The organism is Microbacterium petrolearium, from assembly GCF_054782875.1.
The window spans coordinates 19,836-43,231 of record NZ_BAAGRQ010000002.1; the positions used below are offsets into that span (position 1 = coordinate 19,836).

General features: G+C 71.2%; 19 protein-coding genes and 1 pseudogene. 11 read left to right on the plus strand and 9 right to left on the minus strand.

Annotation, left to right across the window (positions count from 1 at the left end):
- Window positions 1-58: 58 nt before the first annotated feature.
- Window positions 59-1,456, minus strand: coding sequence for an MFS transporter (locus ACYVJ0_RS02020; RefSeq protein WP_460815661.1), 1,398 nt, complete (start codon window positions 1,454-1,456; stop codon window positions 59-61).
- Window positions 1,457-1,537: 81 nt separating this feature from the next.
- Complete coding sequence (locus tag ACYVJ0_RS02025; RefSeq protein ID WP_460815663.1) at window positions 1,538-2,065, minus strand: hypothetical protein; 528 nt, start codon at window positions 2,063-2,065, stop codon at window positions 1,538-1,540.
- 144 nt (window positions 2,066-2,209) lie between these two features.
- Between ACYVJ0_RS02025 and dnaK the strand changes: the two genes are divergently transcribed.
- From dnaK to glgX, 5 genes are all read left to right on the plus strand, one after another.
- Entirely contained in the window at window positions 2,210-4,078 is a 1,869-nt protein-coding gene (dnaK, locus tag ACYVJ0_RS02030; RefSeq protein ID WP_460815664.1) for a molecular chaperone DnaK, read from the plus strand.
- A gap of 2 nt (window positions 4,079-4,080) precedes the next feature.
- Window positions 4,081-4,725 (plus strand): nucleotide exchange factor GrpE, encoded by a 645-nt coding sequence (locus ACYVJ0_RS02035; RefSeq protein WP_460815666.1) that lies wholly within the window; start codon window positions 4,081-4,083, stop codon window positions 4,723-4,725.
- 12 nt (window positions 4,726-4,737) lie between these two features.
- On the plus strand, window positions 4,738-5,718 hold the full coding sequence (locus ACYVJ0_RS02040; RefSeq protein ID WP_460815668.1) for a DnaJ C-terminal domain-containing protein: 981 nt from the start codon (window positions 4,738-4,740) through the stop codon (window positions 5,716-5,718).
- 114 nt (window positions 5,719-5,832) lie between these two features.
- Window positions 5,833-6,291 (plus strand): heat shock protein transcriptional repressor HspR, encoded by a 459-nt coding sequence (locus tag ACYVJ0_RS02045; protein ID WP_460815669.1) that lies wholly within the window; start codon window positions 5,833-5,835, stop codon window positions 6,289-6,291.
- Window positions 6,291-8,450 carry a glycogen debranching protein GlgX gene (gene glgX / locus ACYVJ0_RS02050; RefSeq protein WP_460815671.1) on the plus strand — a complete coding sequence of 720 codons (2,160 nt, stop codon included), beginning with the start codon at window positions 6,291-6,293 and terminating at the stop codon, window positions 8,448-8,450. Before ACYVJ0_RS02045 ends, glgX begins: the two co-directional genes overlap by 1 nt.
- 34 nt (window positions 8,451-8,484) lie before the next feature.
- Here glgX and glgP read toward each other — a convergent pair whose 3' ends face one another.
- A complete protein-coding gene (gene glgP, locus ACYVJ0_RS02055; RefSeq protein WP_460815673.1) occupies window positions 8,485-11,058 on the minus strand; it encodes an alpha-glucan family phosphorylase in 2,574 nt (857 codons plus the stop codon).
- A 195-nt stretch (window positions 11,059-11,253) separates the two neighbouring features.
- Between glgP and ACYVJ0_RS02060 the strand changes: the two genes are divergently transcribed.
- A complete protein-coding gene (locus tag ACYVJ0_RS02060; RefSeq protein WP_460815674.1) occupies window positions 11,254-13,218 on the plus strand; it encodes an alpha-1,4-glucan--maltose-1-phosphate maltosyltransferase in 1,965 nt (654 codons plus the stop codon).
- Window positions 13,215-15,449, plus strand: a pseudogene (gene glgB, locus ACYVJ0_RS02065) (1,4-alpha-glucan branching protein GlgB); the annotation flags it as partial. The gene ACYVJ0_RS02060 and the pseudogene glgB, both read left to right, overlap by 4 nt.
- A 102-nt stretch (window positions 15,450-15,551) precedes the next feature.
- Here glgB and ACYVJ0_RS02070 read toward each other — a convergent pair.
- Together ACYVJ0_RS02070 and ACYVJ0_RS02075 are read right to left on the minus strand one after the other, a co-directional pair.
- Window positions 15,552-15,824 (minus strand): GlsB/YeaQ/YmgE family stress response membrane protein, encoded by a 273-nt coding sequence (locus ACYVJ0_RS02070; protein ID WP_261166854.1) that lies wholly within the window; start codon window positions 15,822-15,824, stop codon window positions 15,552-15,554.
- Window positions 15,825-15,977: 153 nt separating this feature from the next.
- Window positions 15,978-16,562 (minus strand): hypothetical protein, encoded by a 585-nt coding sequence (locus tag ACYVJ0_RS02075; RefSeq protein WP_460815676.1) that lies wholly within the window; start codon window positions 16,560-16,562, stop codon window positions 15,978-15,980.
- A gap of 93 nt (window positions 16,563-16,655) precedes the next feature.
- Here ACYVJ0_RS02075 and ACYVJ0_RS02080 point away from each other — a divergent pair, with 93 nt between their 5' ends.
- A complete protein-coding gene (locus tag ACYVJ0_RS02080) occupies window positions 16,656-17,174 on the plus strand; it encodes an adenine phosphoribosyltransferase (RefSeq protein ID WP_460815678.1) in 519 nt (172 codons plus the stop codon).
- A gap of 65 nt (window positions 17,175-17,239) precedes the next feature.
- Here the strand turns inward: ACYVJ0_RS02080 and ACYVJ0_RS02085 are convergent, their stop codons facing one another.
- Window positions 17,240-18,697 (minus strand): NCS2 family permease, encoded by a 1,458-nt coding sequence (locus ACYVJ0_RS02085; protein WP_460815680.1) that lies wholly within the window; start codon window positions 18,695-18,697, stop codon window positions 17,240-17,242.
- 149 nt (window positions 18,698-18,846) lie between these two features.
- Here ACYVJ0_RS02085 and ACYVJ0_RS02090 point away from each other — a divergent pair, with 149 nt between their 5' ends.
- Window positions 18,847-19,599: an SDR family NAD(P)-dependent oxidoreductase gene (locus ACYVJ0_RS02090; RefSeq protein WP_460815681.1), complete on the plus strand. Its 753-nt coding sequence runs from the start codon at window positions 18,847-18,849 to the stop codon at window positions 19,597-19,599.
- A 53-nt stretch (window positions 19,600-19,652) separates the two neighbouring features.
- Here ACYVJ0_RS02090 and ACYVJ0_RS02095 read toward each other — a convergent pair whose 3' ends face one another.
- Genes ACYVJ0_RS02095 through purS form a run of 3 tightly spaced genes read right to left on the minus strand, consistent with a single transcriptional unit; the run spans window position 19,653 to window position 21,587 of the window.
- Complete coding sequence (locus ACYVJ0_RS02095; RefSeq protein WP_460815683.1) at window positions 19,653-20,582, minus strand: 2-hydroxyacid dehydrogenase; 930 nt, start codon at window positions 20,580-20,582, stop codon at window positions 19,653-19,655.
- A gap of 52 nt (window positions 20,583-20,634) precedes the next feature.
- On the minus strand, window positions 20,635-21,342 hold the full coding sequence (purQ, locus tag ACYVJ0_RS02100) for a phosphoribosylformylglycinamidine synthase subunit PurQ (protein ID WP_449855045.1): 708 nt from the start codon (window positions 21,340-21,342) through the stop codon (window positions 20,635-20,637).
- Complete coding sequence (purS, locus tag ACYVJ0_RS02105) at window positions 21,339-21,587, minus strand: phosphoribosylformylglycinamidine synthase subunit PurS (RefSeq protein ID WP_460815684.1); 249 nt, start codon at window positions 21,585-21,587, stop codon at window positions 21,339-21,341. Before purS ends, purQ begins: the two co-directional genes overlap by 4 nt.
- Before the next feature lie 66 nt (window positions 21,588-21,653).
- Between purS and ACYVJ0_RS02110 the strand changes: the two genes are divergently transcribed.
- Both ACYVJ0_RS02110 and ACYVJ0_RS02115 read left to right on the plus strand, forming a co-directional pair.
- Window positions 21,654-22,004, plus strand: coding sequence for a PLD nuclease N-terminal domain-containing protein (locus ACYVJ0_RS02110; protein ID WP_460815686.1), 351 nt, complete (start codon window positions 21,654-21,656; stop codon window positions 22,002-22,004).
- Window positions 22,005-22,129: 125 nt separating this feature from the next.
- On the plus strand, window positions 22,130-23,395 hold the full coding sequence (locus ACYVJ0_RS02115) for an ABC transporter substrate-binding protein (protein WP_460815688.1): 1,266 nt from the start codon (window positions 22,130-22,132) through the stop codon (window positions 23,393-23,395).
- Window position 23,396 lies beyond the last annotated feature (1 nt).

Sequence of the window (23,396 nt, forward strand, 5' to 3'; positions counted from 1 at the left end):
CGGCGTGAGGACGCTGTCTCGGCGCGCGAATGCTGTCTCGCGGGAAGAAGGGCCCGGGTCAGCGCAGCTGCTTGACCGGCAGGAGCAGCAGCAGGCCGACGAGGATGACGCCGACGATCGCGAGGATGCCGTAGGTCGATCCGAAGGCGGCGACGACGATCGTCCACGCGCCCGCGGCCATCCAGCTCGAGGCGCGGCCCGTCGTCGCGTAGAGGCCGAAGATCTCGCCCTCGCGCCCCGCGGGCGTCACGCGCGCGAGGAACGAGCGGGACGCGGCCTGCGCCGGTCCGACGAACGCGCACAGCACGAGGCCGCCGATCCAGAACACCACCGGCCCCAGATCCACGAGGAAGAACACCGCCAGGCCCGCGACCGTCATGGATCCGAGCGCCGCGATGATGACGCGCTTGGCGCCGAAGCGGTCGTCGAGCGGGCCGGCGAGGATCGTCGAGACGCCGGCGATGAGGTTGGCGGCGACGCCGAAGATCACCATCTGCAGGAACTCGAAGCCGAACACGACCTGCCCGATGATCGCGCCGAAGGCGAAGACGCCGCCCAGGCCGTCGCGGAAGACGGCGCTGGAGAGCAGGAACCATCCTGTGTGGCGCGTCTCCGGGCTCTTGAACAGTGCCACGATGTCCTGCACCAGCAGTCGGTACGACGCGAAGAACCCGACCTTGCGCTCGGGGCGGCCGAGCGACGGCTCCGGCACGTTGCGGAAGATCGGGATCGAGAAGACGATGGCCCACACGGCGCAGCCGACGGCGATGATCCGGAACGGCAGACCCGTGTCCTCCGGCAGTCCGAACCAGTCGGACATGTAGAAGACGATGACGAGCACGAGCGCGACGATGCCGCCGAGGTAGCCGAAGCCCCAGCCCAGGCCCGAGACGCGGCCGATCGTCTTCTGGTTCGCGATGCCGATGAGCATGGCGTTGGAGCTCACGGCCGCGATCTCGCCGAACACCTGCCCGGCGGCGATGAGCGCCACCCCGAGCCAGAACAGGGTCGGCGTCGGCTCGACGAACCAGAGGCCGAGCATGCAGGCCACGAGGGCGCCCGTGCCGATCCCGAGCCACAGCTTCTGCCGCCCGGCCGCGTCGGCGCGCTGGCCGAGCACCGGCGCGATCGCGAGGATGAGCAGGCCGGCGATCGTGCCGGCGAGACCGAAGCCCGATGCGAGGCCGTCGACCGCGCGCTCGCGGACAGGATCGTTCTCGGCCAGCGCCTGGACGTCGGCGGGCAGGAACACGTCGGTGGTCAGATACATCGACGCGAAGATGAACGTGAGCACGACGGTGTTGAAGGGCTGCGTCGCCCAGTCCCACAGCGCCCACGAGTAGATCTGCCTCTTCGGAGCCGTCTTGCCCTCGCGCAGGTCGAGGCCCATCACGCCGATCGCGCCGCTGTCGGCGGTGGCGGGCAGGTCGTCGGGGCGCGTTGTCGGGTCGCTCATGCGAGCGACCGTAGGGACGTCAGGTGAACGGTTGGTGCCGTGCGCATGGCGCTCACCCTAGCGCCGCGTGACCCCCGGGGGTCAGCCCGCGAACCCGCCCTCGTTCGCCGAGCCCGCGCCGGATCGCGCGCGGGTTGGTGGAGCGGGTGCGGGTTCGGCGGAGGATGGCCCGGCCAGCAGCGCCGCGCGCTCGGGGCGGCCGATGAGGCGGTACGCCTGCGCCCACACCTGCGGGTCGGCGATGGGCAGGCCCAGCCATTCGCCGGTCCGGCGCACGGGGAAGGGGACGAGTGTGTCGCCGTCCCACGCCGCGAAGCCCACGAGCACGTCGAGCTCGTGGTCGCCCGCGTCGACGACGAAGCGGGCGCGCGTGGCGAATGGGCGGCCCGCGCTCGCCGGCGCCGACCACGCGAGCCCGAGCGCGCCGAGGGCGGCCGCCACCTCGTCCGCGTCGCCCTCGCACGTGATGTCCCAGTCGCGCACGCGATCCACGAGGCCCAGCGAGGCCAGCAGTGCGGATCCGCCGACCGCGACCGGCAGGCCCCGCTCCTGCAGCGCCGCGACGATCCGGAGCGCGGTGCCGACGGGCGGATGGAGGATCGACGTCACCGTCCCATCCTGCCTGCTCGCAAAAGTTGAGCTGATTCATATCAACTTCATTTGACGCCCCTCGTGGCGCCGATCTATCCTTGAGTCAGCACGACTCAGATCCGTGCGAGGACTTCCTCAAGGCGGCAACACAAAGGAGACAACATGGCACGCGCTGTGGGCATCGACCTCGGAACGACCAACTCGGTCGTCGCGGTCCTCGAGGGTGGCGAGCCGAAGGTCATCGCCAACGCCGAGGGCTTCCGCACCACCCCCTCGGTGGTCGCGTTCACGAAGGACGGCGAGGTGCTGGTCGGCGAGACCGCCAAGCGCCAGGCCGTCACCAACGTCGACCGCACCATCGCGTCGGTCAAGCGCCACATGGGCACCGACTGGAAGACGCAGGCGATCGACGGCAAGGCGTACACGCCGCAGGAGATCAGCGCGCGCATCCTCATGAAGCTCAAGCGCGACGCCGAGCAGTACCTGGGCGACACGGTGACGGATGCCGTCATCACCGTTCCCGCGTACTTCAACGACGCCGAGCGCCAGGCCACGAAGGAGGCCGGCGAGATCGCGGGCCTCAACGTGCTCCGCATCATCAACGAGCCCACCGCCGCCGCCCTGGCCTACGGCCTCGACAAGGGCAAGGAGGACGAGCTCATCCTCGTCTTCGACCTCGGTGGCGGTACCTTCGACGTCTCGCTGCTCGAGGTGGGCAAGGACGACGACTTCTCGACCATCCAGGTGCGCGCCACGGCCGGTGACAACCGCCTCGGTGGCGACGACTGGGACCAGCGCATCGTCGACTTCCTGATCAAGCAGTTCAAGGACTCGACCGGCGTCGACGTCTCGGGCGACAAGATCGCGCTGCAGCGCCTCAAGGAGGCCGCGGAGCAGGCGAAGAAGGAGCTCTCGAGCTCGACCTCGACGAGCATCAACCTGCCCTACCTCTCGCTCACCGAGAACGGCCCCGTCTCGCTGTCGGAGACGATCACGCGTGCGAAGTTCGAGGATCTCACGAAGGACCTCCTCGAGCGCACGAAGAAGCCGTTCGACGACGTCATCCGCGAGGCCGGCATCAAGGTGTCGGACATCGCCCACGTCGTGCTCGTCGGCGGCTCGACCCGCATGCCCGCGGTCAGCGAGCTCGTCAAGCGCGAGACCGGCAAGGAGCCCAACAAGAGCGTGAACCCGGACGAGGTCGTCGCCGTCGGCGCGGCCCTGCAGGCCGGTGTCCTCAAGGGTGAGCGCAAGGACGTGCTGCTCATCGACGTGACCCCGCTGTCGCTCGGCATCGAGACCAAGGGCGGCATCATGACCAAGCTCATCGAGCGCAACACCGCCATCCCGACCAAGCGCAGCGAGACCTTCACCACGGCCGACGACAACCAGCCGTCCGTGGCGATCCAGGTCTTCCAGGGCGAGCGCGAGTTCACCCGCGACAACAAGCCGCTGGGCACCTTCGAGCTCACCGGCATCGCACCGGCCCCGCGCGGCGTGCCGCAGATCGAGGTCACCTTCGACATCGACGCGAACGGCATCGTGCACGTCTCGGCGAAGGACAAGGGCACCGGCAAGGAGCAGTCGATGACCATCACGGGCGGCTCGTCGCTGCCCAAGGAGGACATCGAGCGCATGGTGCGCGAGGCCGAGGAGCACGCGGCCGAGGACAAGAAGCGCCGCGAGGCCGCCGAGGTCCGCAACCAGGCCGAGACGCTGTCGTACTCCATCGAGAAGCTCATCAAGGAGAACGAGGACAAGCTGCCGGCCGACGTGAAGGACTCGGTGCAGGCCGACGTCGACGCGCTCAAGACGGCGCTCGCCGGCGAGGACGACGACGCCGTGAAGACGGCGTTCGACAAGCTGAATGAGAGCCAGGCCAAGCTGGGCGAGGCGATCTACGCGCAGTCGCAGGCGGATGCCGCCGCGGCGTCCTCGGAGGGCGCGCCCGCCGGCGAGCAGGCCGGCGGCGAGTCGGACGAGGACGTCATCGACGCCGAGGTCGTCGACGACGAGGACGAGAAGAAGTAACCATGGCGGACAAGGACTTCGACGAGAACGACGAGGTCCAGCCTGGCGCCGAGGGGCCGGAGGCGAGCGCTTCCGGCCCCGACGCGCAGGCGGACCAGAGCGCCGAGGGTGCCCCTGCGGACCAGGGCGCCCCGACGGGCGAGCCTGCCGAGGGAGACGAGTCGCTGACGGTGGACGACATCCTCGGCGCCGAGCAGACCGACGAGGCGGCCGAGGCCGAGCGCAGCGACTACGAGACGCAGCTGCAGCACGACCTCAAGCGCCTGCAGGCGGAGTACGCCAACTACCGTCGCCGCACCGAGGAGCAGCGCCAGCTCGAGATCGACCGGGCCAAGGGCTGGGTCGCCAAGAGTCTGCTCCCCGTGCTCGACGACCTCGACCGCGCCGCCAAGCACGGCGACCTCGAGGAGGGCAGCGCGTTCGCGCTCGTGGCCGAGAAGATGCGCGGCGTGGCGGAGCGCATGGGACTGATGACCTACGGCGCGGCGGGCGACGTGTTCGACCCGCAGCAGCACGAGGCCGTGTTCCAGCAGCCCGTGCCGGGCACGACCGAGTCGACCATCCTCGAGGTGGTCGAGGTGGGCTATCGCCTGGGCGACGTGGAGCTGCGGCCGGCGAAGGTCGTGGTCGCCGTGCCGGCGGAGTAAGGCGGGAGACGCATGGCCAGTCAGGACTGGTTCGACAAGGACTTCTACAAGGTCCTGGGGGTCTCGAAGGACGTCTCCGAGAACGATCTGAAGAAGACGTATCGCAAGCTCGCGCGGCAGTACCACCCGGACTCCAATCCGGGCGACGCGGCGGCCGAGGCGAAGTTCAAGGAGATCAGCGAGGCGTACTCGGTGCTCTCCGACGCGGAGCAGCGCCGCGAGTACGACGAGATCCGCGCGATGGGATCCGGCGCGCGCTTCACGGCGGGCGGATCGGGTGCGGGCGGCTTCGAGGACGTCTTCAGCCGGTTCACGACGAATCGCGGATCGGCGGCCGACTTCGACGACATCTTCACGATGTTCAACCAGGGCCGCGGCGGCGGTTTCGGGTCGGGTCGGTTCAGGCAGCCCTCCGGCGGCTTCCAGGGCTTCGGCGGCCCCACGAAGGGGCAGGATCTCCGCGCCAACACGACGATCGACTTCGTGACGGCGGCGAAGGGCGAGACGGTCACGCTGCAGAGCGGCGACGGCAAGCCCTTCAAGATCAAGATCCCCGCCGGCGTCGGCGACGGCCAGAAGATTCGGCTGCGCGGACGAGGGCGCCCGTCGCCCGACGGCGGCGAGAACGGCGACATCGTCGTGGAGGTCAAGGTGCGCCCGCACCCCGTCTTCACGCGCGACGGCCTGAACCTGCGCGTGACGGTGCCGGTGACGTTCACCGAGGCGGCGCTCGGCGCGACGATCGAGGTGCCCACCCTCGACGGCGACGTGGTCAAGCTGCGCGTCACGCCGGGCACGCCCTCCGGTCGCGTGCTGCGCGTCAAGGGACGCGGCATCACGTCGAAGAAGGGCACGGGCGACCTGCTCGCCGAGGTGCAGGTGGTCGTCCCGAGCCACCTCACCGAAGCGCAGAAGGAGGCCCTCGAGCGCTTCCGCGAGGTGGAGCCGCACGAGAACCCGCGCGCCGATCTGATCGCCCGCGCCCGGGGCTGACGATGATCCCGCGAGACTGCAGCGCCGCGCCGAGACAGCAGACACGGGATGCAGCCTCGGCGCGGGCGTGCAGCCTCGCGGGATGATGGCAGGACGAGCAGGGGAGGTGAGGACATGAGGATTCCGGACGACGTGGACGAGGACGCCCCGATCCTCGCGATCGCCGCGGCCGCCGAGCTGGCCGGCATGCACCCGCAGACGCTCCGCCAGTACGACCGCATCGGCCTCGTGGTGCCGGGCCGCACGGCGGGCGGATCGCGCCGCTACTCACTGCGCGACATCCGCCAGCTGCGCGAGGTCGCCCACCTCTCGGCTGAGGGGATGAGTCTGCCCGCGATCGCCCGCATCCTCGATCTCGAGGACGAGGTGTCGGAGCTGCGCCGCCGCGTCGGCGCGCTCGCCGCCGAGCTGCGCGCCGAGCGCGAGAACCGCCCGGGCGCGCGCGTCTTCGCCGCCGGGGTCACGGGCTCGATCATGACCCTGCGGGCCGGGAAGCGCGTGCGGCGCAACGCCGATATCGTGCTCTGGAGGCCGCAGCGCGGATCCATCGAGGGCAGAACGAGGAACGACTGATGACGCCGGTGACCTGGCACGCATGGGGGGAGCGGGCGCGGGTCTGGCCTGGGCGGGAGTGGCCGCTGGGGGCGACGTGGTCGCCCGAGTCGACGAACTTCGCCGTGTACGCCCCCAACGCCACCGGGGTGGAGCTGTGCCTGTTCGACGACGCGGGGCACGAGGAGCGCTACGAGCTCACGGAATCCACGCTCGGCATCTGGCACGGCGCGCTCCCCGACATCCGGCCCGGGCAGCTCTACGGGTTCCGCGTCGACGGCCCCTGGGATCCCGCCAGCGGCTATCGCTTCAACCGGAACAAGCTGCTGCTCGACCCGTACGGCCTGGCCACGAGCGGGACGATCATCGCGGAGCAGCCGATCTTCGGCGCCCGCGAGGACGCCCCGGCCGTGCGTGATGACACGGACTCCGCGGCCTACACGGCCCGGAGCGTGGTGGTCGACCCCGCCTTCGACTGGGAGGGCGATCAGCCGGCCAAGAACCGCTGGCGCGACACCGTGATCTACGAGCTGCACGTGAAGGGCTTCACGAAGCTGCAGGATCGGATCCCCGAGCACGTCCGCGGCACCTACGCCGGCCTGGCCGAGCCCGCCGTGATCGAGTATCTGCAGGATCTCGGGGTCACGGCCGTGGAGCTGCTGCCGATCCAGCAGTTCTTCTCCGAGCCCGCGCTGCTCGAACGAGGACTCGTCAACTACTGGGGCTACAACACCATCGGCTACTTCGCCCCCGACGGGGCGTACAGCTCGTCCGGCGATCGCGGCGAGCAGGTGACCGAGTTCAAGAACATGGTCAAGTCCCTCCACCGTGCGGGCATCGAGGTGATCCTCGACGTGGTCTACAACCACACCGCCGAGGCGGGGCCGGACGGCCCGACGCTGTCGTTCCGCGGGTTCGACGATCGCGGCTTCTACAAGCGGGTGATCCCCGAGGACGGCGGGTTCGACGACACGTACTGGGACGTCACCGGCTGCGGGAACACCGTGGACGCGTGGAACCCCCTCGCGCTGCGGCTGATCCTCGACTCGCTGCGGTACTGGGTCACCGAGATGCACGTCGACGGGTTCCGCTTCGACCTCATGAGCGCGCTCACCCGCACCGGATACGAGGTCGACTTCGCGTGCGCGCTGCTCATCGCGATCGATCAGGACCCGATCCTGCGCCACGTCAAGCTCATCGCCGAGCCGTGGGACGTGTCGATGGACGGCTACCTCGTCGGCCGCATGCCCCCGCCCTGGGCGGAGTGGAACGATCAGTACCGCGACACGATCCGCGACTTCTGGCGCGGGCAGGGCGCGATCCGCAACGTCGCCACACGGCTCGCCGGGTCGAGCGATCTCTACGCCGACGACGGGCGCTCGGCGTACAACTCGATCAACTTCATCACCGCCCACGACGGCTTCACGGTGCGCGATCTGGTCAGCTACGACCACAAGCACAACGAGGCCAACGGCGAGGACAACCGCGACGGCACCGACAACAACCGGTCGTGGAACCACGGCGTCGAGGGCGAGACGGATGACGCCGAGATCGTCGCGCTGCGGCGGCGGCAGGCGGCGAACCTCATGCTCACGCTCTGCCTGTCGAACGGCGTGCCGATGATCACGGCGGGCGACGAGCGAGGGCGCACGCAGGGCGGGAACAACAACGCCTACTGCCAGGACAACGAGATCTCGTGGGTGGACTGGAGCGCCGACAACGCGTGGCTCGACGTCTACGAGTTCACCAAGGCCGCGCTGCGCCTGCGCCGCGAGCACCCCGCGCTGCGGCAGCGGCACTGGTTCGAGGGCCAGCCCACGATCGTCGGCGGACCGCTGGATCTCGCCTGGTCGCACCCCGACGGGCGCGTGATGACCGACGAGGACTGGGGGAACGGAGCGCAGCGGGCGATCGGCATGTACGTCTCGGGCCGGCCGCTGCGCGAGCCCGGGCCGCACGGCGAGCAGCTCACCGACGCGTCGTTCCTGATCTGGTTCAACTCCGGCGCCGAGGCGATCGATGCGCGCATCATGCCGCAGCAGTGGGAGTCGGCCTTCCGGGTGGTGCTCTCCACCGATCCGGAGGTCGCCGAGGGCACGGTGTGCCACGCCGGCGAGGCGATCCCCGTCGGCCCGCGTTCGATCGTCGTGATGCAGTCGCTCGAGGACGGCTCGGACTGAGCCCCCGGCCCGCGTCGCGGACCGAGCACGCCCCCTACGCGAGCGCCGCGAGCCCCAGCTCGGTCGTCGTGGCGAGGAGCGGGTGGACCGGCACGATCCGCACGGTGTAGCCGAACGGGCCCGCACGGTCCAGCACGACCTCGCCCGTGAATGCCGCGCGGGAGCCCTCGAAGCGCTCGCCGAGCGTGAGCGGAACCACCCGCAGCGACGTCAGCTGATCGTCGCCCTCGGCCCGGCCGTGGATGAGCTGGACCTGCACGTCGTCGGGGGTGAGATCGCCCAGCGCGACGTCGGCGCGCACGCGCAGGGTGGCGCCCACCTCGGCCACCTCGTCGACGCCGCTGGACTCCACGTGCTCCACGCGCACGCCCGGCCAGGCCGCACGGACGCGGCCCTTCCACGCCGCGAGCTCGATCGCGCCCGCGTAGTCTGCGCCGAGCGCCCGCGCATTGCGCGCGGCCGGGGTGTAGAGCGCGTTGACGTAGTCACGCACCATCCGCGAGGCGAGCACCTTGGGGCCGAGCGACTCGAGGGTGTGCCGCATCATCTCCATCCACCGCACGGGGATGCCGGCGCCGTCGCGGTCGTAGAACCTCGGGGTGATCTCGCGCTCGAGCAGCTCGTACAGCGCGGCCGCCTCGAGGTCGTCGCGGTGATTGGGGTCGTCCACGCCGTCGGCCGAGGGGATCGCCCAGCCGTTCTCGCCGTCGAACCACTCGTCCCACCAGCCGTCGAGGATCGACAGGTTCAGGCCGCCGTTCAGGGCCGCCTTCATGCCGCTCGTGCCGCAGGCCTCGTAGGGGCGCAGCGGATTGTTCAGCCATACGTCGCAGCCGGGGTACAGCGCCTGTGCCATCTGGATCTCGTAGTCCGGCAGGAAGACGATGCGGTGGCGCACCTCGGGGTCGTCGGCGAAGCGCACCAGCTGCTGGATGAGGGCCTTGCCGCCGTCGTCGGCCGGGTGGGACTTGCCCGCGATGACGAGCTGGATCGGCCGCTCCGGGTCGAGCAGCAGGGCCTTCAGCCGCTCGGGGTCGCGCAGCATGAGCGTCAGGCGCTTGTACGAGGGGACTCGCCGGGCGAAGCCGATCGTGAGCACGTCGGGCGAGAGGGCGTCGTCGATCCAGGTGAGCTCGGCGTCGACAGCGCCGCGGTGCAGCCACGACGCGCGCAGCCGCTGCCGCGCGTCGATCACGAGGCGCTCGCGCATGCGGTGCTTGGCCGCCCAGATGCGCTCGAAGCCGATCTCGTTGAACGCCCGCGTGAGCGCGCCCTCCTCGCCATCGAGGTCGGCGCCGGACTCGTCGAACATGTCGAGGAACTCGCGCGCCACCCACGTGCGCGCGTGGACGCCGTTCGTGATCGACCCGATCGGCACCTCGGCCTCGTCGAAGTCCGGCCACAGGCCGTTGAACATCTCGCGGCTGACGTGGCCGTGCAGGGTCGAGACCCCGTTGGCGCGCTGGCCGAGCCGGAAGCCCATGACGGCCATGTTGAAGACGCCGGGGTCGCCGCCCTCGTAGTCCTCGGCGCCGAGTGCGAGCACCCGATCCGTCGGCACGCCCGGGAGCACGCCGCCGTCGGTGGCGAAGTACTGCTCGATGAGCGAGCGGGGGAACCGATCGATGCCCGCGGGCACCGGCGTGTGGGTCGTGAACACCGTCGACGCGCGCGACATCTCCAGCGCGTCGTCGAACGCGAGGCCCGGGGCGCCGTCCCCCACCGTCAGCTCGCGGATCCGCTCGAGGCCCTGGAACCCGGCGTGGCCCTCGTTGGTGTGATAGACCTCGGGCTCCGCGGCGCCCGTGATCCGGCAGTAGGCGCGGAGTGCCCGCACGCCGCCGACGCCGAGCAGCAGCTCCTGCCGCAGCCGGTGCTCGCCGCCCCCGCCGTACAGCCGGTCCGTGATGTCGGCGTAGTTCTGCGGGTTGCCGTCGACGTCGGTGTCGAGCATCAGCAGCGGCACCCGTCCGACCCGGGCGACCCAGATCCGCGCGCGCAGGTCGGGCCCGCCGGGCATGGCGAGCGAGACCGTGGCGATCGAGCCGTCCGCCTCCCGCAGGGGGCTGATCGGCAGCTCGTCCGGATCGAGCAGCGGATACGACTCCTGCTGCCACCCCTCGCGCGAGAGCGCCTGCGTGAAGTAGCCGTGCCGGTACAGCAGCCCGACGCCGATGATCGGCACGCCCAGGTCGCTCGCCGCCTTCAGGTGGTCGCCCGCGAGGATCCCGAGGCCGCCCGAGTACTGCGGGAGCGCCGCGGCGATGCCGAACTCGGGCGAGAAGTACGCGATCGCGCGCGGGCCGTCGCCGAGGTCTCGCTGATACCAGTGGTCGTCCGCCAGGTAGGCGCGCAGGTCGTCCCGCACGCGGGCGAGCCGCTCCAGGAACCCGTCGTCATGCGCCAGCTGCTCCAGCCGGGCGGGATCGACGCCCCCGAGCACCTCCACCGGATCCTGCGTGCGGCCCCACAGCTCGGCGTCGACGTGCGCGAACACGTCCTGCGTCTCGACGTGCCAGCACCAGCGCAGGTTGCCCGCCAGCTCGCCCAGCGCGGCAAGCGGCTCGGGCAGGACGGGCCGGACGGTGAATCGGCGGATCGCGCGCATGCGCCCACCGTAGCCCCGCGGCGATGCCGGTGGGTTGCCCCGTGGTGAACGGCGAGAATCCAACGGTGCGCTGAGAATCCACGGATGACTGGATTGTCGGCGCGCGGATGGATTCTCGGCGGTCGGGGACGCGCGGAAGGGGACGCGCGGGAGGGGAGGGTGGCCGCCGCGGAACCGATGTGGGAAGTTGGTGCCATGGTCGGACGCATCCCCGTGATCGAGGTCCATCCGGTCGTCCACGGGGGCGCGCGGCCCGCGAAGGCGGCGGTGGGGGAGCCCCTCCCCGTGCGCGCCACGGTGTTCCGCGAGGGGCACGACCAGCTCGGCGCGGAGGCCGTGCTCATCGGGCCGGACGGCGTGCGCCGACCGCCCGTGCGCATGCGCGAGATCGCGACGGGCACCGACCGCTACGAGGCCTGGCTGACCCCGGACGAGCAGGGCGAGTGGTCCTTCGAGGTGCGGGCGTTCTCCGATCCGCTGGCCACCTGGACGCACGACGCGGCGCTGAAGATCCCCGCCGGCGTCGACGTCGACCTCATGTTCCTCGAGGCGCGGCTGCTGCTCGAGCGCATCCGCGCCGAGGGGCGGCTCTCGCCGGCCGATCGCGCCGCGCTGAAGGCCGCGCTCGCCGCCGCGACCGACGCCGACCGGCCGGCCGAGGCGCGGCTCGCGGTGCTGACCGGGCCCGAGACGCGGGCGCTGTTCGAGGACCACCCGCTGCGCGACCTCGTCACGGTCGAGGGCCCGTACCCGCTCTACGCCGATCGGCGCCGGGCGCTCACGGGCGCGTGGTACGAGTTCTTCCCGCGCTCCGAGGGCGCCCGTGTCGACCGGAAGACGAAGAAGGTCGTCAGCGGCACGTTCCGCACGGCCGCCAAGAGCCTCGACCGGGTCGCGGCCATGGGGTTCGACGTGCTCTACCTCCCGCCGATCCACCCGATCGGCGAGGTCAACCGCAAGGGGCCGAACAACACCCTCACGCCCGGCCCGGACGATCCGGGCTCGCCGTGGGCGATCGGGTCGCGCCACGGCGGGCACGACGCGATCCACCCGGACCTCGGCACCTTCGCCGACTTCGACCGCTTCGTCGCGCGGGCGAAGCGGCTGGGGATCGAGGTCGCCCTCGACCTCGCGCTGCAGGCCGCGCCCGACCACCCATGGGTGACGACGCATCCGCAGTTCTTCCGGCACCGCGCCGACGGCTCGATCGCGTACGCCGAGAACCCGCCGAAGAAGTACCAGGACATCTATCCGCTGTACTTCGACGACGATTTCGAGGGCGTGCTCGCCGAGGTGGAGCGAGTGCTGCGGGTCTGGATGGATCACGGGGTGCGGATCTTCCGCGTCGACAACCCCCACACCAAGCCCGTCGTGTTCTGGGAGCGGCTGCTGGGACGCATCCGCGAGACGGATCCGGACGTGATCTTCCTCAGCGAGGCCTTCACCCGGCCCGCCATGATGCGCACGCTCGGCGCCGTCGGCTTCCACCAGTCGTACACGTACTTCACGTGGCGCGTCGCGAAGGACGAGATCGAGGACTACCTGCGCGAGGTCTCGCGCGAGACCGACCACCTCCTGCGCCCGAGCTTCTGGGTGAACACCCCCGACATCCTGCACGAGACGCTGCAGTACGGCGGGCCCGCGATGTTCGCCATCCGGGCGACGCTCGCGGCCATGGCAACGCCGTCGTGGGGCATGTACGCCGGGTACGAGCTGTTCGAGCACGTGGCCGTGCGGCCCGGCAGCGAGGAGTACCTCGACAGCGAGAAGTACCAGATCCGCATCCGCGACTGGGCGGGCGCCGAGGCCTCGGGCCGCACGCTCGCGCCGTACATCGCGCGGCTGAACGAGCTGCGCCGCGCGCACCCCGCGCTGCAGCTGCTGCGCAACCTCGTCGTGCACGCGACGGACGACGACCACATCCTGTGCTTCTCGAAGACGCACGGGGACGACACCGTGATCGTCGTGCTCAACCTCGACCCGCACGGCGCGCGCGAGACGACCGTGCACCTCGACCTGGCCGCGGCCGGCCTGCCCGAGCGCTTCGTCGTGCACGACGAGCTGACCGGATCGGAGTGGGTGTGGGGCGCCGACGCCTACGTGCGCCTCGACCCCGCGGGCGACGTCGCGCACATCCTCACGGTGAGGCCGGCGCCGTGACCGAACCCGAGATCCTGCCCGTCGACACCGACGTGCTCGCGGCCGTCGCCGCCGCCGAGCACCCCGAGCCGCATGCCGTGCTGGGGCCGCATCCCCACGACGGCGGCGTGACGGTGCGCGTGCTGCGGCCGCTCGCGACGGCCGTCGCGGTGCGGTACCACGCGCTGCCCACGCGCCGGTTCCCGGACGGCCGGCACGAGATCGAGCTGCAGCACGAGTGGGGCGGGGTGTGGGTGGGCGTCATCCCGGGCGAGCCGGGGGTGGCCGAGGGCGACGTGCCGCCGTACACGGTCGTCGCCACCTACGGCGAGGGGCCGGATGCCGCCGTGCACGAGCGGGACGATCCGTATCGCTTCCTGCCCACCCTCGGCGAGGTCGACATCCACCTCATCGGCGAGGGGCGCCACGAGCGGCTGTGGGATGTGCTCGGCGCGCACGTGCGCACCTTCGACGGCCTGGGCGCGGCGCCCGATGTGACCGGCACCGCTTTTGCCGTGTGGGCGCCGCGGGCCGGCGCCGTGCGGGTGAAGGCCGACTTCAACGACTGGGACGGCCACGCGCACCCGATGCGCCGGCTCGGCTCCAGCGGCATCTGGGAGCTGTTCGTGCCGGGTGTGGGCGCCGGCACCCGCTACAAGTACGAGATCCTCGGCGCCGACGGCCGCTGGCACGAGAAGGCCGATCCCATGGCGTCGTTCGCCGAGGTGCCGCCGCTGACGGCGTCGGTCGTCTTCGACTCGACCTACGAATGGGGCGACGCCGACTGGATCGCGCGCCGTGCGGCCGAGGCGGGCCGCGGCCACACCGACCGCCCGATGTCGATCTACGAGGTGCACCTCGCGTCGTGGCGGCGCGAGCGCACCTACGCGCAGCTCGCCGACGAGCTCGTCGCCTACGTCACCGATCTCGGCTTCACCCACGTGGAGCTCATGCCCGTGATGCAGCATCCGTTCGGCGGATCGTGGGGCTATCACGTGACCGGCTACTACGCGCCCGACAGCCGCCTGGGCGATCCGGACGGGCTGCGCCTGCTGATCGACCGCCTGCACCAGGCCGGCGTGGGGGTCATCCTGGACTGGGTTCCCGGCCACTTCGCGACCGACGAGTGGGCCCTCGCGCGCTTCGACGGCGCGCCGCTGTACGAGGATCCGAATCCGCAGCGCGGCTGGCACCAGCAGTGGGGCTCGCACATCTTCGACTTCGGCAACCCGCCCGTGCGCAACTTCCTCTACGCCAACGCCGTGTACTGGCTGGAGGAGTTCCACGCCGACGGCCTGCGCGTGGACGGCGTCGCGTCGATGCTCTACCTCGACTACGCGCGCGAGCCGGGGCAGTGGACGCCCAACGTGCACGGCGGTCGCGAGAACCTCGAGGCCGTGCAGTTCCTGCAGGAGATGAACGCCACGGTCTACCGCCGCGTGCCCGGCGTCGTGACCATCGCCGAGGAGTCCACCGCGTGGCCGGGGGTGACGAAGCCGACCTCGACGGGCGGGCTGGGCTTCGGCTTCAAGTGGAACATGGGATGGATGCACGACACGCTCGCCTACATCGGGCGCGATCCCGTGCACCGCGTGCACCACCATCACGACATCACGTTCTCGCTCGCCTACGCGTGGAGCGAGAACTACGTGCTGCCGCTCTCGCACGACGAGGTCGTGCACGGCAAGGGATCGCTGCTGCGCAAGGCGCCGGGGGACCGGTGGCGCGAACTGGCCACGTTGCGCGCGTACCTGGCCTTCATGTGGGCCCACCCCGGCAAGCAGCTGCTGTTCATGGGCGGCGAGTTCGGGCAGGAGTCGGAGTGGGCCGAGTCGCGCGAGCTCGACTGGTGGCTGCTCGACCTGCCCGACCACGCCGGCGTGCGGCAGACGGTGCGCGACCTCAACGCCCGCTACCGCGAGACGCCGGCGCTGTGGGCGCGCGACGCCGACCCCGCGGGCTTCGAGTGGCTCGTCGCCGACGACGCGGCGGCCAACGTGCTCGCCTTCGCCCGCCGGGACGGCGACGGATCGCTGCTCGTGTGCGCGAGCAACTTCTCGGCCGCGCCGCACGAGCGCTATCGCCTGCGCCTGCCCGAGGCGGGCCCGTGGGACGAGGTGCTCAACACCGACGCCGGGGTCTACGGCGGATCGGGCGTCGGCAACCTCGGGCGCATCGAGGCGCCGGAGGGGGGCGAGACCGAGCTGGCGCTGCCGCCGCTCGGGACCGTGTGGTTCCGGTTCGCCGGCTGAGCGGGCTGATCCGCGTCGGGTGTGCGCCCGCATCGAACCGGCGCACGAGAAAGGGCCGCCGCCATCCGAGGATGTGCGACGGCCCGCTCTCGCGCGTGGGGGTCAGGAGCGCGACCTGCTCCGGTTCCCGGTGATGAGGCCCCAGATCAGCAGGACCACGATGGAACCGCCGATCGCGAGCAGCCAGCTCTCCAGGCTCCAGAACTCCTCGAGTCCGACGCCGAAGATGGCGGTGCCGATCCAGCCGCCGACGAGCGCGCCGACGACACCGAGGATCAGCGTCATGATCCATCCGCCGCCCTGCTCGCCGGGCAGGATCGCCTTCGCGATGGCACCGGCGATGAGACCGAGGATGATGAAAGCGATGAAGCTCATGTGTCAGCTCCTTTCGTGCGGGCTGGGTTGCCCGATGACTTCACGCTAGGGGTGCGCGCGGAACGCCACGAGAGGCTTGACAAACGCTGTGAGGCTTCGCCATTTCGCGGGCGCGCAGGGCGCGCGGGCCAGGGCGGGCTCGGCGCGGGCGACTCAGGCCGGGTCGAGGCGCAGCACGTTCGACTCGCCCAGCTGCACGTCGTCGACCAGCCGCAGCGAGCGGGCGAGGTCGTCGACGGCGCCGAGCACGATGCCGAAGCGGGAGCGGTCGGGGCTCATGGCCGTGAGCGTGACGAGGTGCGTGCCGGTGTCCCACGTGTAGGTGACGGTCGGCGGCGCGCTCTCGGTCTGCGGCAGGTCGAGGACGAGGCGCTCGCCCGCACCGAGGTGGGGGCTGTGGAACGGCTCGCCATCGTCGTACTCCATCGGCATCATCGCCCTGGCGGCGCGCACCTGCGGGGTCAGCTCCTGCAGCTGCGCCGTCGCGACGAGCAGCTCGGGGTCCTCGCGCCACACCCATGCGAGCATCCGGCCTTCCATGCGCCTCATGATCACCGGCACGAACTGGCTCATCAGCCAGGGGCCGACCCTGCCGGAGGGGGTCTCGAGGCCGAGCTGCCGGCGCGAGGTGTCGAGGAGCATGCGGATCGCGGCCTTGCGATGGCGGCGCCCGCGCAGGCCCATGCTGCCGGTGACGGGGACCCAGAGGCGGTCGTCGGCTGTCGCGGTGAGACGCATGCCCTCAGCCTACGGTCGCCGCCTCGGCGGGCGCCGTGGGGCGGACCCCCGTCCTGCGGGGGACGCGCAGGACGGCGCCGATACGCTTGTGCGGTGACCACTCCCGAACTGGCGCGCGCCGAGTCCCTGATCGCCGTGACCCCCGACTACCCCGAGCCCGGCGTGATGTTCCGCGACATCTCCCCGCTGCTCGCCGACGGCGCGGCGATGCGCGCCGTGGCGGACGAGCTGATCCGGCCGTTCGCCGGCACGTTCGACATCGTCGGCGGCATCGAGGCCCGCGGCTTCCTGCTCGCCGGCTACGTGTCGGCGCTGACCGGCGTCGGGATGCTGCCGATCCGCAAGGCGGGCAAGCTGCCGCGGCCGGCCGCCGCCGTCTCGTACGCGCTCGAGTACGGCACCGCCACGATCGAGGGCCCCGACGTGCTCGCCCCCGGTGCGCGGGTGCTGCTGCTGGACGACGTGCTCGCCACGGGCGGCACGCTGAGCGCTGCGCAGGAGCTGGTGCGCGACCTCGGTGCCGTCGTCGCCGGGTCCGCCGTCGTCCTCGAGCTCGAGGGCCTGAACGGGCGCGCACACGTCGGCGAGGTGCACACCGTCTTCACCGCCTGACGCGGCAGCGCACGCAGAACGGGCCGGCCCCCTCGCGGGAGCCGGCCCGTTCTGCGTGGCGGCGGTCAGATGCCCAGCGCGGCGCGGATCGGGTCGATCGTGAAGTACACGACGAACAGCAGCGACGACACCCACATGAGCCAGTGGATCTCGCGCACCTTGCCCTGGGCGAGCTTCACGATCACGTAGGCGATGAAGCCCGCGCCGATGCCGTCGGCGATCGAGTAGGTGAACGGCATGATGGCGATCGTGAGGAACGCGGGGATCGCGATCTCCATCCTCGTCCAGTCGATGCCGGAGATCTGCGTCATCATGAGGAAGCCCACGATCACGAGCGCGGGCGCGGCGGCCTCGTAGGGCACGAGCTCCACGAGCGGCGACAGGAACGTGGCCAGCAGGAACGCGATGCCCGTGACGACCGACGCGAGGCCCGTGCGCGCGCCCTCGGCCACGCCGGAGGTCGACTCGACGTACGAGGTGTTCGACGAGACGGAGCCCATACCGCCCGCCACCGCGGCGAGCGAGTCCACGACGAGGATGCGGCGGGTGCTCGGCGGGTTGCCCTTCTCGTCGAGCAGCTTCGCCTCCGCGCCGACGGCGACCATCGTGCCCATGGTGTCGAAGAAGTCGGCCAGCAGCAGCGTGAAGACGAGCAGGACGGCCGTGACGATGCCGATGCGCTCCCACGACCCGAGGAGATCGAACTGCCCGAGCAGCGAGAAGTCGGGCACGCTCGCGACGCCGGTGAAGGTGGGCGCGTGGTTCCAGCCGCCCGGGTTCTCGGCGGGGTCGGCGGCGCCGATGTTCAGCGTGTTCTCGAGGATCACGGCGAGCACGGTCGCGACGAGGATCGAGATGAGCAGCGCGCCGCGGACCTTGCGCACCCACAGCACGATCGTGAGCACGAGGCCGACGACGAAGACGAGGATCGGCCACGTGCCGAGGTTGCCGAGCTGCAGGATCGTCGCACCGGTCTCGACGAAGCCGGCGTTCGTGAGGCCGATGAGCGTGATGAACAGGCCGATGCCCACGCCGATGGCGACCTTCAGCTCGCGCGGCACGGCGTTGAAGACGGCCTCTCGGAAGCCCGTGAGCACGAGGACGAGGATGATCACGCCCTCGATCACCACGAGGCCCATCGCGTCGGCCCAGGTCACGTTCGGCAGGCCGGCGATCGAGAACGCGACGACGGCGTTCAGGCCGAGGCCGGCGGCGAGCGCCATGGGGTAGTTGGCGACGACGCCCATGAGGATCGTCATGACGCCCGCCACGAGCGCGGTCGTGGACGCGATCATGCCGATGTTCGGGGCGTCGCCGCCGCCGAGCATCTGGCCGGTGCCGTCGGGGACGGTGCCGAGGATGAGCGGGTTCAGGAACACGATGTAGCACATCGCGAAGAAGGTCACGAGGCCGCCGCGCACCTCGGTGCCGATGGTGGAGCCGCGCTCGGTGATCTTGAAGAAGCGGTCGAGCGCGCTCCGCGGGGCCCCCGCGCGCGTCGCCGTCGAAGTGTCGTTCGCCATGAGCGATATCCTTTCACGCCCGCGGTGTCCACCCCGGTCCGCCGAGGCGCGGACGGGCGTAGGCTGGAGGCATCCGATCCATTCGGGTGAATACAGCAGCGCGATCCGAAGCGCCGGCGGCCCGATGGACCGACGCAGAGGAGTATCGAATGGGATTCGAAGGCAAGGTCGCGATCGTCACGGGCGGCGGTTCGGGTATCGGAGAGGCGACCGCGAAGGAGCTCGCGGACCTCGGCGTGAAGGTCGTCGTCACCGACATCAAGCTCGAGGCCGCCCAGCGCGTGGTCGACGAGATCGCCCAGGCCGGCGGCGAGGCCGCGGCGATCCAGGGCGACACGGCGAAGGCCGACGACAGCCGCAAGGCCGTCGAGTTCGCCGTGGAGACCTACGGCAAGCTCAACTACGCGTTCAACAACGCCGGCATCGGCGGGCCCTCGGCCCCGACCGGCGAGCTCGACCTCGACGGCTGGGACACCGTGGTGGGCATCAACCTGAGCGGCGTCGCCTACGGACTGCGCTACCAGATCCCGGCGATCCTCGAGGCGGGCGCGGGCGAGGGCGCCATCGTGAACATGGCGTCGATCCACGGCACCGTCGCGGCGCTCGGCAACTCGGCCTACACCGCCACGAAGCACGCCGTCGTGGGCCTCACCAAGAACGCCGCCGCGGAGTACGGCCCCGCGGGCCTGCGCATCAACGCGGTGGGCCCCGGCTACATCGACACGCCGCTGCTGGCCGGCGCCCCGGCCGAGGTCAAGGAGGGCCTCGTGGCGAAGCACCCGCTCGGGCGCCTCGGCCGCGCCGACGAGATCGCCAAGGTCGTGCGCTTCCTGCTCTCGGACGACGCCTCGTTCGTCACGGGCGCGTACTACCTGATCGACGGCGGCTACACGGCCGTCTGATCCCGCGCTCTCGAGGCCCTCGCTCCCGTTCAGGGGCGGGGGCCTCGGCGTTCTCAGGAGCGGATGACGACGTTGATCGGCTCCTCGCCGCGCGCCAGGCGCTCGGCCTGCGTCGCGACGAGCCGCGCGATCCGCGGACCCATGGCGGCGGAGCGGCCGCCCACGTGGGGCGCGATGATCGCGCCGGGCAGCGACCAAAGCGGGTGGTCGGCGGGCAGCGGCTCGGGGTCGAACACGTCGCTGGCCATGCGCAGCCGGCCGCGGCGCAGGTGCGCCACGAGCGCGTCGGTGTCGACGGTCGGGCCGCGGCCGATGTTCACGACGAGCGCGCCGTGGGGGAGGGCGGAGAGCACCTCGTCGCCGATGAGGCGGTGCGTCTGCGGGCCGCCGGGCAGGGCGTTCACGAGGATGTCGGCCGTGCCGGCGAGCTCGGGCAGCTCGTCGATGCCGTGCACGTGCACGCCGTCCTCGTCGCGGGCGCGCGACGCGACGGGCACCACCTCGGCCTCGAAGGCCGCGATGCGCGCCGCGATGGCCTTGCCGACGCCGCCGTAGCCGAGCAGCAGCACGCGGCGGTCGGCGAGGCCGATGGTCGTCGAGGGCGCCCACTCGCCGCGGTCCTGCGCGCGGACGTAGTCGGCCAGGCCGCGCTGGGCCATGAGGATGAGGCCGAGGGTCAGCTCGGCCGTGGCGGTCTCGTGCACGCCAGAGGCGTTGGCGTAGACGAGCCCCTCGGGCAGCACGTCGGCCACGCCGTCGTACCCGATCGCCTGCCCCTGCACGAGGCGCGGCCGCAGCTCGCTCAGCGCGCGCAGGGTGGCGCCCTGGCGCATGTACGGCGGCACGACGATGTCGACGGGCCCGTCGGGGACCGACGCGTCGTCCTTCCAGACGACGACCTCGATCTCGAGGGACGGATCCAGCAGCGCCCGCACGTCCTCGGCGAGGCGTTCGGTCGGCACGGAGACGGTGAGAGCGGTCACCCGATCCACGCTACCGCGGCCGGCCGGCGTCAGACCGCGGGGGCGACCGGCGTCAGGCCGCGGCGGCGACCGTCGCGGCGACGGCGCTGGCGAAGAACCCCAGGCCGTCGACGCCCGAGCGCATGGCGGCGGGGGTGCCGGGGCCGAAGCCCGGCTCGACCGCGTGCTCGGGGTGCGGCATGAGGCCCACGACGTTCCCGGCCTCGTTCGTCACGCCCGCGATGTCGTTGAGCGATCCGTTGGGGTTCACGCCCAGGTAGCGGAAGGCCACGCGGCCCTCGCCCTCGATCCGCTTCAGCGTCTCGGCGTCGGCGATGTAGCCGCCGTCGGCGTTCTTGAGCGGGATGACGATCTCCTGGCCGGCCTGGAACGCGTTCGTCCACGCCGTGTCGGCGTTCTCCACCCGCAGGCGCTGGTCGCGGCGGATGAACTGCTGGTGGGCGTTGCGGATGAGGCCGCCGGGCAGCAGGTGCGCCTCGACGAGCATCTGGAAGCCGTTGCAGATGCCGAGCACGGGCATGCCCTTCGCGGCGGCGTCCTTGACCTCGGCCATGATCGGCGCGTGGGCCGCGATGGCGCCGGCGCGCAGGTAGTCGCCGTACGAGAAGCCGCCCGGCAGGATCACGGCGTCGACGCCGTCGAGGTCGTGCGATCCGTGCCACAGCGCGACGGGCTCGGCGCCCGCGACGCGCACCGCGCGGCGGGCGTCGCCGTCGTCGAGCGAGCCGGGGAAGGTGATGACGCCGATCCGCGCGGTCATTCGGCGACCTTCACGCTCACGACGTCCTCGATGACCGCGTTCGACAGGATCTCGTCGGCGACCTGACGCGCCTCGGCGAGCACCTGGTCGGTGACCTCGCCCTCCACGGTCAGCTCGATGCGCTTGCCGATGCGGACGTTCTGGAACGCGCCGTGCCCGAGGCGGGCGAGCGATCCGGTGACCGCCTTGCCCTGCGGATCCAGCAGCTCGGCCTTGGGCATGACGTCGACGACGATGGTGGGCATGTTCGAGCCTTAGGGGTCGAGGGCGGGGTACCCCACGATTCTACGGGTGCCGCTACCATGCGCTTCATGTACGCCGTCGTGGGCCTGGCCGTGTTGGCGCTTTTCGTCGTGACGCTCATCGACGTGCTGCGGCGGGACGAGACCGGCGTGCGCCTGCTGCCGAAGGTGGCGTGGGTGTTCGTCGTGATCCTCATCCCGCTGATCGGCAGCGTGCTGTGGTGGGCGCTCGGGCGCGAGCCGGCTTCACCCCGCGTCACCTCCACGCGCTTCCCCGACCACATGGCCGCGCCCGTCCTGCCGGGCGAGCCCCGCTCCACCGAGCAGCAGCTCGCGGACCTCGAGCGCGAGGAGCGCGAGGCGGCGCTGCGCGCCGAGCTGGCGCGGCGCCGCCGCGAGAAGGGCCTCGACCCGGCGTGACGCCGGCCCGGTGCCCTTGACACCGTGGGAGCGCTCCCATAGTGTCTCGGGCAGACGGCGTGGGAGCGCTCCCACGCCCGATGTCCCTCACCGAGATAAACCCGCACCCACAAAGGAGTGGAACCGTGACCACACGCGCCCTGCGCCGGACCATCGCCGGCGTCGCACTCGCATCCGCCGGCGGCCTCGTGCTCGCCGGCTGCACCGGAGGCTCCGGCGACGGCGGCGACGCCGGCGGCGACGTCGAGCTGACCATCGCCACCTTCAACGACTTCGGCTACAGCGACGAGCTGCTGCAGGAGTACGAGGACGCGCACCCCGGTGTGACGATCGTCCACAACCGGGCCGCCACGTCGAACGACGCGCGCGCCAACTTCTTCCAGAAGCTCGGCAACACCGGCCTGGCCGACATCGAGGCGATCGAGATCGACTGGCTCGCCGAGGGCATGCAGTACTCCGACCTGCTCGCCCCCGTTCCCGACGACCTGAAGGGCCGCTGGCTCGACTGGAAGGAGGCCGCGGCCACCGACGCCGAGGGCAACCTCATCGGCTACGGCACCGACATCGGCCCGCAGGCCGTCTGCTACCGCTCCGACCTGTTCGAGGCGGCCGGGCTCCCGACCGACCGCGAGGAGGTCGCCGGCCTGTTCACGACGTGGGACGACCTGTTCGAGGTCGGCGCCCAGTACAAGGAGGCCACGGGCAAGCCGTTCCTCGACTCGGCCAACTCGATCCTGCAGGGCCTGGCCAACCAGCTCGAGGAGACCTACGAGGACGCCGACGGCAACGTCATCGCCACCGAGAACCCCGCCGTGCGCGAGATGTTCGACACGGTGATCGAGAAGGGCGTTCCGATCTCGGCCTACGCCGGGCAGTGGAGCGAGGACTGGTACGCCTCGATGGCCAACGGCGAGTTCGCCGCGATGCTGTGCCCGCCGTGGATGCACGGCATCATCTCGGGCGAGGCCCCCGACGTCACCGGCTGGGACATCGCGGATGTCTTCCCCGGCGGCGGCAGCAACTGGGGCGGCTCGTACCTGACCATCCCCGCCAACGGCGAGAACGTCGAGGCCGCGCAGGAGCTTGCCGACTGGCTGACCTCCCCGGAGATCCAGGCCCGCGCGTTCGCCAACGTCGGCGCGTTCCCCAGCCAGCCCGAGGCCTACGAGATGGCCGAGGTCACCGACGCGACGAACGAGTACTTCAACGACGCGCCGGTCGGCCAGATCAACTCCAACCGCGCCGACGCGGTCACGGTCACGCCCATCAAGGGACCGAAGTACTTCCAGTTCCACGAGGCGCTGAACCAGGCGGTCACCCGCGTGTTCGACGGGCTCGAGACGCCCGAAGAGGCGTGGGACTCGTGGGTCACCGAGGTGTCGGCCTTCTGAG